Below are 8,380 nucleotides of genomic sequence, written 5' to 3' on the forward strand. Positions count from 1 at the left end.
GCCCGGCGGGCCTGACGTACAGCTGGAGCGGCGGCGGACAAAGCTCGACGTCGAACACCATCACCGTGTCGCCCACCACCACGACCACCTACACCGTGACCGGCACCGACGGCACCTGCACCACCACGGCCACCGTGACGGTGACCGTGGCCCCGCCCCCCACGGCTGATGCCGGTGCCGACCGCACGATTTGCCCCAACGTGACCTCGGCCCCGCTGGGCGGCACGCCCATTGCAGGGGCCATTTATAGCTGGAGCCCGGCCCTGGGCTTGAGCAGCACCACGGCTGCCAACCCCACCGTGACGCTGCCCAATACCACCGGCGCGGCCTACGTGCAGGTGTACACCCTTACCGTGACGGTAGGCGCCAACTGTAGCAGCGTGGGCACCGTGCGCGTAACCGTGAGCGCACCCGCCGTAGCTGATGCGGGCCCGGCCGTGGCCACCTGTTCGGGGGTGGCGTCGGCTCCCATCGGTACGGCGGCCCTTACCGGCTATACCTACGCCTGGAGCCCGGCCACCGGCCTGAGCAGCGCCACCGCCGCCCAGCCCACCGTGACGCTGACCAACACCACCGGCGCGCCCACCACTCAAACGTATACCGTGACGGCGACCAACGCCAGCGGCTGCACTGCTACTTCATCGGTAGTAGTAACCATTAACCCCGCCGTGGTGGCCTCGCCCGGCCCGGCTATCAGCTTCTGCTCGGGTACCACCTCGGCTCCGTTGGGTGGCTCGGCTGCGCCGGTAGCCGGTTACACGTATAGCTGGAGCCCCACCACCGGGCTGAGCAACCCGAATATCCTCAATCCCACCGTGACGGGCACCAACACCACCGGCCAGCCCATTACCACCACCTACACCCTGACCGTGACCTCGGCCGCCGGCTGCGTGGGCACGGCTACGGTCAACGTCACCATCAACCCCGCCGCCGTGGCCAACGCCGGCCCGGCCAAAACTACCTGCTCGAACGTGGCCGTGACAATTGGCACCGGCCCGGCTGTAGCTGGCACCACCTACGCCTGGACGCCCACTACCGGCCTGAGTAGCGCTACCTCGGCCACGCCCACGCTGACGCTGCCCAACCTGACCGGCGCGCCAATTGTGCGCACCTACACCCTCACGGCCACCACCGCCAACGGCTGTACCGCCAGCAACACAGTTGATGTCACCATCAATCCGGGTGCGGTGGCCCAGGCCGGAGCCGACAAAGCCACCTGCTCGAACGTACCGACGACCATTGGCACGGGCACGGCCGTGGCCGGCACCACCTACGCCTGGAGCCCGGCCACCGGCCTGAGCAGCGCCTCGGTGCTGAATCCGACCGTAACCCTGCCCAACCTGACCAACGCCACCATCACCCAACAGTATATTCTGCTGGCCACGACGGCCAACGGCTGCTTTGCCCGTGATACCGTGGTGGTGAGCATCTATCCCGCCGCAGTGCCCGTGCCCGGCGCCGCGCAGGCGGTGTGCTCGGGTGGTACCATCACGCTGGGCGCAGCCCCGGTGCCCGGCTACACCTATAGCTGGACGCCCGGCACCGGCCTGAGCAGCACCACGGTGGCCAACCCCACCTTCTCGCAGGTGAATACCACCAACGCCCCGGTTACCTACACCTTCACCCTGACGGCCACTACCGCCAACGGCTGCGTGAACACCGGCACCGTGACCGTAACGGTGAACCCCGCCGCCGTGGCCAACGCCGGCCCCGACGCCGCCGTGTGCGACCTGAAGAAGCTGACGCTGGGCACGCCCGCGCAGGCCGGCTACACCTACAGCTGGAGCCCGGCCACCGGCCTGAGCAGCGCCACCGCCGCCCAGCCCGTGCTAACGGCCAGCAACACCACGGCCGCGCCCATCACCCGCACCTACACCCTCACGGCCACTACCGCCAACGGCTGCGTGAACACCGACGACGTCATCATCACCCTCAACCCGCGCCCGGCCGCTGAGGCCATTGTGGGCCCCACCTCGGTGTGCCCCACCGTGACGGGCGTGGCCTACTCGGTGCCCAACCCCGCAGCCACCGCTTACCAGTGGTTGGTAACGGGTGGCACCGTGGCCAGCGGCCAGGGCACGGCCAGCATCACCGTGGACTGGGGCACGGCCAACCCGAGCGGCGCCGTGAAAGTCTTCCGCTTCAACGCCCAGGGCTGCTCGTCCGACACTACCACGTTGCCCGTCGTCATCAATCAGCGCCTGCAAACGGTGCGGCCCACCGGCCCCGGCGACATTGTGGCCGTGGCCCCGCTGCCGCGCGCCGTGTGCCAGGCCGATGGCCCCTACACCTACACCAGCGGCACGTTTGCCAACGGCTCGTCGTACTCCTGGACCATCATCGGCGGTACGCAGGTGAGCAGCAACCGCAATACCGTGACCGTGGCCTGGAACCCGGTGACGGTGCCCACCATCGGCAAGATTGTGGCCACCGAAACCAGCAACCCCTCTGGCGGCATCTGCCGCGGCACTTCCGATACGCTGAAGGTGCTCATCAATCCCTCGCCCCGCACCAACCTGGCCATTACGGCTCCGGCGCGGGTGTGCGCGGGCAGCGGCCCCGTTACGGTTAGCCTGCCCGGCGGCTTTGCCGGCTCCAGCTACGTGTTCCAGCTGAGTGGGGCCGGCCAGCCGGCCACCACCCTGGCCGGTACTGGCAGCACCCGCACGCTGGCCACCTTGCCCGCCCCCGGCACTTACACCCTCACGGTGCAGGAAACCACCGCCGCTCCCGGCAGCTGCGTGGGCCCGCTCTATACCACGCAGTTTATCGTGGCCCCGCTGCCCACGGCACCCACCATCTCGGGCTCGGGATTCGTGTGCAACACTGCCACGCCGCAGCAATACGCCATTGCCAACCCCACCGCCGGCGCCACTTACCAGTGGACTATTGTGGGCGGCGCGGTAACGAGCGGCGGCACCAGCTCGCAGGTTACCGTGACGTTTAACCCCACCGGCCCCTACTCGGTGAGCGCCGCCGAAGTGAGCGCCGCCCCCAACGGCTGCGCCGGCCCGGCCGCCACCCGCGTTATCGTACTCGATAATCCCACCCTCGCCCTCACCAATGTTTCGGTCGATGCCACCAGCAACAGCCGCGTCATTGTGAGTTTGAGTGCGCCCAATAGCGGCAACACCCCCAACCCGGTGCGCATTCTGCGCCGCGTGGCGGGCAGCGGCAGCTTTGCGCCCGTGGGCACGGTGGCCGCCAACGCCACCACCTACACCGACAACAACGCCGTGGATGCCAACGCCAATTCCTACGAATACCAGCTCGACCTGACCAACGGCTGCGGCACGCTCATCCCCAGCACCACGGCCCAGACCATCCGCCTGACCGTGACGCCCACGGCCGGCCCCGGTGGCCGCGACCAAGGCAGCGTGGCCCTGGCCTGGAACGGCTACGTGGGCTTCGCGGTGAAAGGCTACGAAGTGTACCGCCGCCTCGACAACGGCGCGAGCACCCTGCTCACGACGCTGCCCGCCACGGCCCGCACCTACACCACCACCAACACCGACCCTGGCCGCATTGCCACCGGCCTGGGCTTCGTGGAGAATTTCCGGGTGGTGGCCGTCAGCACCGACGCTGGGCCGCTGCGCTCGAACTCAAACGAAACGGCCGCCACGTTCGCCAACGCCATCAATACCTACAACATCATTACCCCCAACGGCGACGGCAAAAACGACGTGCTCGTGATTGACAACATCGCCCTCTATCCCGGCAACACGCTCACCATCTTCAACCGCTGGGGCCGCGAGGTGTACAAAACCAGCAACTACCAGAACAACTGGGGCATGGACGCCAGCCTCGCTGCCGGCAACTACTTCTACCTCCTCACCCTGCCCAACGGCACCAGCCAGAAAAACTGGTTTGAGGTAGTGAAGTAACCGCCCCCAGCGTCACCAAAAGGGCCTCCCGGTTTCGGGAGGCCCTTTTTTATTAGGTGAAGTGGGTTGGGACCACTCGGGAATGGTTCGGAAGCACCCGGAACCGGTTCGGAACCGCTTGACCATCCACGAAATCCGTGCAATCCGCTAAACTCCGAGCGAATCCGTGGTCTACCTTTGTAGGCTCATTGCCCCCGATATGTCCCGAAAAATCACCAAAGCCTCTAAGCAGCTACCCGCCGACGCCCTCCAGAACGTCCTGATTCAGGACATGGTGGCCGAAGGCAAATGCCTCGTTCGCCTCGACAACCTCGTCATCTTCGTGTCGCAGGTGGCCCCCGGCGACGTAGTCGACCTGCGCATCACCCGCGCCAAAAAGAACTTTCTGGAAGCCGTGCCCACGCACTTCCATTCCTATTCGGAGCTGCGCACCACGCCGTTTTGCCAGCACTTCGGCGTATGCGGCGGCTGCAAATGGCAGCACCTGGGCTACGACTCGCAGCTGCGCTTCAAGCAGCAGCAGGTGGAAGACACGTTGCAGCGCATCGGCAAAGTCGAGCTGCCCACCATCGAGCAGATTCTGCCCTCGCCCCAGCGTACCTATTACCGCAACAAGCTCGAATACACCTTCAGCTTCAATGGCTGGCTGACGCAGGAACAAATCGACGACGACACTCAGCAGTACGACCGCCGGGTGCTGGGCTTCCACACCCCGGCCCGCTTCGATAAGATTATCGACGTGCAGCACTGCCACCTGCAGCCCGAGCCGAGCAACGAAATCCGCCTCTTCATCCGCGACTACGCGCGGGAGCGCGACCTGCGCTTCGGCAACATTGTGAAGCAAACCGGCAACCTGCGCAACCTCATTATCCGCACGGCCCAGACCACCGGCGAAATCATGGTGATTCTGCAGTGCTACCTGCCCCACCACAGCATCGAGCCGCTGCTGGACGCCGTGTACGAGAAATTCCCCGGCATCACCTCGCTCAACTACGTGCTCAACAACAAGGGCAACGAAACCTTCCACGACCTGGAAGTGGTGAACTACAAGGGCAAGCCCTACATCGAGGAGGAGATGGAAGGCCTGCGCTTCCGCATCGGCCCCAAGTCCTTCTACCAAACCAATTCCGAAGGCGCCCACCAGCTCTACAAAGTGGCCCGCGAATTCGCCGACCTCAAAGGCGACGAGCTCGTGTACGACCTCTACACCGGTGCCGGCACCATCGCCAGCTTCGTAGCCAAAAACGCCCGCAAGGTGGTCGGCGTCGAGTACGTGGAGCAGGCCGTGGCCGACGCCCACGTGAACGCCGAAATCAACAACATTACCAATATGGAGTTCTTCGCCGGCGACATGAAGGACGTGCTCACGGCCGAGTTCACCGCCCACCACGGCCGCCCCGACGTCCTCATCACCGACCCGCCCCGCGCCGGCATGCACGAAGACGTGGTGAAGCGCCTGCTGGAGCTGCGCGCCCCCCGCATCGTGTACATCAGCTGCAACCCCGCCACCCAGGCCCGCGACCTGGAGCTGCTCGACGCTGCCTACAAAGTAACTCGCGTGCAGCCGGTGGATATGTTCCCGCATACCCACCACGTGGAGAATGTGGTGGCGCTGGAATTGAGGTAGTTATAATCAATTCACGCTCGTGCGTCTGCTCTTAGTTCTTGTATTTGTTTTGTGTGCTCGTTGTGGATTTTGTCAATCCACAACGAGAGAAAATCTTGTGCAAGACTTCCATCATAGTATGAAAAGTCCGTACTTATCTTCTTGGTTTTGTAATGACAGCTTAAGCCTTATTAAACGCGATACAATTACCTTTCATAATAGACCAAATTATCCATTCATAGCTCACTCAGAATTAAATCAATGCACCTTTACAGTTTGGGAATTTACTTCGAAATCAAGCGTCAGTGAAAGCAAATATTTTTATTGTAAAGGCCATGGATACTTCACTATTAAATCAGATGGAAGCAGCAATTACCGTATTCTTAAAAACAAGAATAGTAGAGTTCAAATCAAATTGATTGATTTTAGAAATAAAGTAAGCTGGTTTAGCGCTTACCGTTTATTGGAATACGATTCTGTGAGTAAAACGGATTATTCAGCTTTGAAACTGGTCCGCTTAAAAAAATAGAATTCTGAATAAAATGGACTACTTCAACGACCCCGAACTCAACGGCAAATACCTTGGCACCATCACCAAGGACTTCGCCACCGTGTCCGACACCCTGAGCGAAGCCTCGGCCCAGATTCGCAAGCGCGACATCAGCCAGTACCCCATTTTCGTGTTTGCCAAGCAGGAAGTGCCCCTCGGCGGCCTGCTCGTAAACGCCGACGAATTACAGCTGGAGTGGCACGTCTTCGCCAGCTACCTGGAGCTGTTTGTGCAGCAGGGCATCGTCAGCGCCGAGGGTGTCGAGGCGTTTCAGGCCACTTATAAGGATGCGAATGAGTTCTGCTGCCTCTTCGTGCTCGATGAGGAATTCACAAACTTCGTATTCGTGCCTTATCCGGAGGATTAGGGAAGGTCGCAGAGAACCCGAAAAAAAAGAACGTCATGCTGAGCGAAGCCGAAGCATCTCTACCGCAGAAGTAATTATTTACTCTCGCGGTAGAGATGCTTCGGCTTCGCTCAGCATGACGTTATGGGTTTACGCCCAACGGCGTCACACCCAAACTCTAATTCCGACGCTGCACCGGCAGGTCTTCCAGCTGCGCGTAGCTCAGCTTCCAGGTGTTGTCGGCCGCTTTCTTCCAGTAGAAAATGTAATTGCCTTCGCCGAAGCCGGCGGGCTGGCCGGGAGCTTCGGGCTGCACATCGACCGAGAACGTACCGGCCTCGTAGGCGCTGTTATCGTCGGTGTTGCTGCTGCTCACGCTGGTTTTCAGGTTGGCGATGGTGGGAATAGTGGCGCTCACCCACTTCTGGCCCACTTCATCCTTGCCTTTCCAGTGAGCATTACCCTGCACGAAGGTGATGTCGTCAGCCATCATGCCGGTGATTTTGCCCGAGTCGCGGCTGTTCCAGGCATTGATGAAGTCGCGGTTCAGATTCTGCACGTTGGCCGCGTCGGGCGCTTTCGAGCAGGAAGAAGCAAGGGCAGCCGTGGCCAGCAACAAGCTACAAACGAGTGATTTCATACATCCAAACAATTAGTGAAAGAAAAGGGAGAACGGCTGTGCTCGGCGCGGCAGGCACCGTAAAAAATCAACCCCCGGGCGCGGACGCCCAGGGGTTGCAAGGTTACGCAAAAACGGGCATTACCAGCTTTTCCGGCGATATTCCGACGTGCCGTAAGGATGCGATGCATCGCCGTAGGCCGTGTTGGGCAGGTAGGCGTTGGAGGCAGCCGCAGCAGGCTGCGTCGTGCTCATCATCGCATTCGAAGCCATCAGGCTGTTGGCCGGCACCAACGCCGTTTGGGTGGTGCGGGTGGTGGTAGTGGTTTCGCGGTTGCGGGCCAGGGCCAGCTCGCGGCGGTAAGCAGCTTCACGGGCTGCTACGGCGCGTTGCTGAGCCGCGGCGGCGGCGCGCTGCTTGCGCTTGTTATCAATATGCTTGCCCACGCCGTAGCCAATGGCACCACCGGCCACGCCGCCTACTACGCCGCCCACAGCCCGGTTGCGCTTGTTGATGAGGGCACCGGCAGCGGCACCGCCCAGGCCGCCAATCACGGCGCCTTTGGCTTGCGGGCTCCACTGAGCACGGGCTTCAGGAGCATGAAACGAGGTAAGCAGAATAATCAGAGCGAAGAAATACGGGAGCTTGTTCATGGCCGAAGTCATTAGGGAAAAAGAAAAATTACTCGGAACGTACGGGTAGCCAGACAAGGAGCGTGCCAGTTCCGAAAACTGCCGCCTGCCGCTCTAAACGGTAGTAGTGCCAAAAAGTTGATTTCCGCCCCGTTCAGGCCCCTAAAAACTCGTCCAGCCCTGCGCCTGCAAGGGCACCGCCTGCCCGCTTTTCGTCACCAGATTGTACCCATCGGCCTTATCGGTAAGGTGGCCGATGATGGTGATATCGGGGTGATTTTTAATCTTCTCGTGGTCCGTAACCGGCACCGTGAACAACAGCTCGTAGTCCTCGCCGCCGTTGAGGGCGCAGGTGAGCGGGTCGAGGTTGAACTCGGCGGCGGCCTCCAGCGAAGGGTTGGCCAGGGGAATGAACTCGGTGAACACCCGCGCGCCCGTGCCGCTGGCCGTGCACAGGTGCAACACCTCCGACGCCAGCCCATCCGATACGTCAATCATGCTCGTGGGCCGGATGCCGCGCTCGCGCAGCTCGTGCACAATGTCGAGGCGGGCTTCGGGGCGCAGCTGGCGCTGCACCACATATTCGTAGTTGGACAGCTCGGGCTGGGTTTCGGGGTCGGCCATAAAGGCTTGCTTCTCGCGTTCCAGCACCTGCAGGCCCAGAAACGCGCCGCCCAGGTCGCCGGTTACGCACAGCAGGTCGGTGGGCTGGCCGCCGCTGCGGCGCACGGCCTCGCCGGCC

General features: G+C 62.2%; 7 protein-coding genes. 4 read left to right on the plus strand and 3 right to left on the minus strand.

From position 1 onward, the window contains the following. The 4 genes from ACYVDE_RS09405 to ACYVDE_RS09420 form a co-directional block, all read left to right on the plus strand. A partial coding sequence (locus tag ACYVDE_RS09405) for a T9SS type B sorting domain-containing protein (RefSeq protein WP_460501238.1) occupies nt 1–3,884 on the plus strand: 3,884 nt, incomplete at its 5' end. A gap of 199 nt (nt 3,885–4,083) precedes the next feature. Continuing rightward, a complete protein-coding gene (gene rlmD / locus ACYVDE_RS09410; RefSeq protein WP_460501239.1) occupies nt 4,084–5,511 on the plus strand; it encodes a class I SAM-dependent RNA methyltransferase in 1,428 nt (475 codons plus the stop codon). A gap of 19 nt (nt 5,512–5,530) precedes the next feature. Next, entirely contained in the window at nt 5,531–6,019 is a 489-nt protein-coding gene (locus ACYVDE_RS09415) for a hypothetical protein (protein ID WP_460501240.1), read from the plus strand. Nucleotides 6,020–6,032: 13 nt separating this feature from the next. Further along, a complete protein-coding gene (locus ACYVDE_RS09420) occupies nt 6,033–6,407 on the plus strand; it encodes a hypothetical protein (protein ID WP_245111344.1) in 375 nt (124 codons plus the stop codon). 157 nt (nt 6,408–6,564) lie between these two features. Here the strand turns inward: ACYVDE_RS09420 and ACYVDE_RS09425 are convergent, their stop codons facing one another. From ACYVDE_RS09425 to ACYVDE_RS09435, 3 genes are all read right to left on the minus strand, one after another. After that, complete coding sequence (locus tag ACYVDE_RS09425; protein WP_460501241.1) at nt 6,565–7,026, minus strand: YybH family protein; 462 nt, start codon at nt 7,024–7,026, stop codon at nt 6,565–6,567. A gap of 120 nt (nt 7,027–7,146) precedes the next feature. After that, a complete protein-coding gene (locus tag ACYVDE_RS09430) occupies nt 7,147–7,659 on the minus strand; it encodes a hypothetical protein (RefSeq protein WP_460501242.1) in 513 nt (170 codons plus the stop codon). Nucleotides 7,660–7,800: 141 nt separating this feature from the next. Then, nucleotides 7,801–8,380: thiamine-phosphate kinase (locus ACYVDE_RS09435; RefSeq protein ID WP_460501243.1), on the minus strand; the 580-nt coding region annotated here is incomplete at its 5' end.

This window comes from Hymenobacter agri (assembly GCF_054778495.1).